This is a genomic window from Burkholderia sp. 22313, from assembly GCF_052045245.1.
Classification (GTDB): domain Bacteria; phylum Pseudomonadota; class Gammaproteobacteria; order Burkholderiales; family Burkholderiaceae; genus Burkholderia.
In genome coordinates this window covers 1-2,926 of the sequence record NZ_JBQEON010000007.1, presented here as the reverse complement: position 1 = coordinate 2,926, position 2,926 = coordinate 1, and the positions used below count along the sequence as shown (strand labels likewise).

The 2,926-nt window shown below is 52.9% G+C and carries 1 rRNA gene; it reads right to left on the bottom strand.

Annotation, left to right across the window (positions count from 1 at the left end):
* Positions 1-26: 26 nt before the first annotated feature.
* Positions 27-2,908: ribosomal RNA gene (locus ACTJKF_RS07875) — 23S ribosomal RNA — on the bottom strand.
* Between the last annotated feature and the right edge of the window lie 18 nt (positions 2,909-2,926).

Below are 2,926 nucleotides of genomic sequence, written 5' to 3'. Positions count from 1 at the left end.
GCCGATCTACAAGGCAGACTTGTTATAGGATCAAGCCTTACGGGCAATTAGTATCAGTTAGCTGAACGCATTACTGCGCTTACACACCTGACCTATCAACGTCCTGGTCTCGAACGACCCTTCAAGGGGATCTAGTCCCCAGGGATATCTCATCTTAAGGCGAGTTTCCCGCTTAGATGCTTTCAGCGGTTATCTCTTCCGAACATAGCTACCCGGCGATGCCACTGGCGTGACAACCGGTACACCAGAGGTTCGTCCACTCCGGTCCTCTCGTACTAGGAGCAGCCCCCTTCAAATATCCAACGCCCACGGCAGATAGGGACCAAACTGTCTCACGACGTTTTAAACCCAGCTCACGTACCTCTTTAAATGGCGAACAGCCATACCCTTGGGACCGGCTACAGCCCCAGGATGAGATGAGCCGACATCGAGGTGCCAAACACCGCCGTCGATATGAACTCTTGGGCGGTATCAGCCTGTTATCCCCAGAGTACCTTTTATCCGTTGAGCGATGGCCCTTCCATACAGAACCACCGGATCACTATGACCTGCTTTCGCACCTGCTCGACTTGTCGGTCTCGCAGTTAAGCACGCTTATGCCATTGCACTATCAGCACGATTTCCGACCGTACCTAGCGTACCTTCGTACTCCTCCGTTACGCTTTGGGAGGAGACCGCCCCAGTCAAACTGCCTACCATGCACTGTCCCCGACCCGGATCACGGGCCAAGGTTAGAACCTCAAACAAACCAGGGTGGTATTTCAAGGACGGCTCCACCGAAACTAGCGTTCCGGTTTCATAGCCTCCCACCTATCCTACACAGATCGGTTCAAAGTCCAATGCAAAGCTACAGTAAAGGTTCATGGGGTCTTTCCGTCTAGCCGCGGGTAGATTGCATCATCACAAACACTTCAACTTCGCTGAGTCTCGGGAGGAGACAGTGTGGCCATCGTTACGCCATTCGTGCAGGTCGGAACTTACCCGACAAGGAATTTCGCTACCTTAGGACCGTTATAGTTACGGCCGCCGTTTACCGGGACTTCAATCAAGAGCTTGCACCCCATCATTTAATCTTCCGGCACCGGGCAGGCGTCACACCCTATACGTCCACTTTCGTGTTTGCAGAGTGCTGTGTTTTTATTAAACAGTCGCAGCCACCAGTTTATTGCAACCCCTTCACCCTCTGCGCGCAGGCGCATCAAGCTACAAGGGCGTACCTTATCCCGAAGTTACGGTACCAATTTGCCGAGTTCCTTCTCCCGAGTTCTCTCAAGCGCCTTAGAATACTCATCTCGCCCACCTGTGTCGGTTTGCGGTACGGTCATCGTTAGACTGAAGCTTAGAGGCTTTTCTTGGAACCACTTCCAATTGCTTCGCTCCCGAAGGAGCTCGCGCCACACCCTTGAATCCCGCGCCCGGATTTGCCTAAGCGCCTTCTCCAATGCAGCGACCGGGACTTCCAACACCCGGACAACCTTCCGCGATCCGTCCCCCCATCGCATCTAACAATGGTGCAGGAATATTGACCTGCTTCCCATCAGCTACGCATTTCTGCCTCGCCTTAGGGGCCGACTCACCCTACGCCGATGAACGTTGCGTAGGAAACCTTGGGCTTACGGCGAGGGGGCCTTTCACCCCCTTTATCGCTACTCATGTCAGCATTCGCACTTCCGATACCTCCAGCACGCTTTTCAACGCACCTTCGCAGGCTTACGGAACGCTCTCCTACCATGCGAGCAAAGCTCGCATCCGCAGCTTCGGTATATAGCTTAGCCCCGTTACATCTTCCGCGCAGGACGACTCGATCAGTGAGCTATTACGCTTTCTTTAAAGGGTGGCTGCTTCTAAGCCAACCTCCTGACTGTTTTAGCCTTCCCACTTCGTTTCCCACTTAGCTATATTTGGGGACCTTAGCTGGCGGTCTGGGTTGTTTCCCTCTTGACACCGGACGTTAGCACCCGATGTCTGTCTCCCGTGATTGCACTCTTCGGTATTCGGAGTTTGCTATGGCGGGGTAATCTGCAATAGACCCCCCAACCATGACAGTGCTCTACCCCCGAAGGTGAGACACGAGGCACTACCTAAATAGTTTTCGGAGAGAACCAGCTATTTCCAAGTTTGTTTAGCCTTTCACCCCTATCCACAGCTCATCCCCTAACTTTTCAACGTTAGTGGGTTCGGACCTCCAGTACGTGTTACCGCACCTTCATCCTGGCCATGGATAGATCACTTGGTTTCGGGTCTACGCCCAGCAACTGAACGCCCTATTCGGACTCGCTTTCGCTACGCCTGCCCTATACGGTTAAGCTTGCTACTGAACGTAAGTCGCTGACCCATTATACAAAAGGTACGCCGTCACCCCTTGCGAGGCTCCGACTGTTTGTATGCATGCGGTTTCAGGATCTATTTCACTCCCCTCCCGGGGTTCTTTTCGCCTTTCCCTCACGGTACTGGTTCACTATCGGTCGATCACGAGTATTTAGCCTTGGAGGATGGTCCCCCCATCTTCAGACAGGATTTCACGTGTCCCGCCCTACTTGTCGCACACCTAGTTCTTTCATACTGTTTTCGCCTACAGGGCTATCACCTGCTATGGCCGCACTTTCCAGAGCGTTCGGCTAACAATACAAATAAAGAGTGCAAGGCTCATCCCATTTCGCTCGCCACTACTTTGGGAATCTCGGTTGATTTCTTTTCCTGCGGTTACTTAGATGTTTCAGTTCACCGCGTTCGCTTCACATGGCCTATGTATTCAGCCATGGATACTCCAAAAGGAGTGGGTTTCCCCATTCGGACATCTACGGATCAAAGCTCGTTTGCCAGCTCCCCGTAGCTTTTCGCAGGCTACCGCGTCCTTCATCGCCTGTGATCGCCAAGGCATCCACCACATGCACTTGTTCGCTTGACCCTATAACGAGTCTGTCTC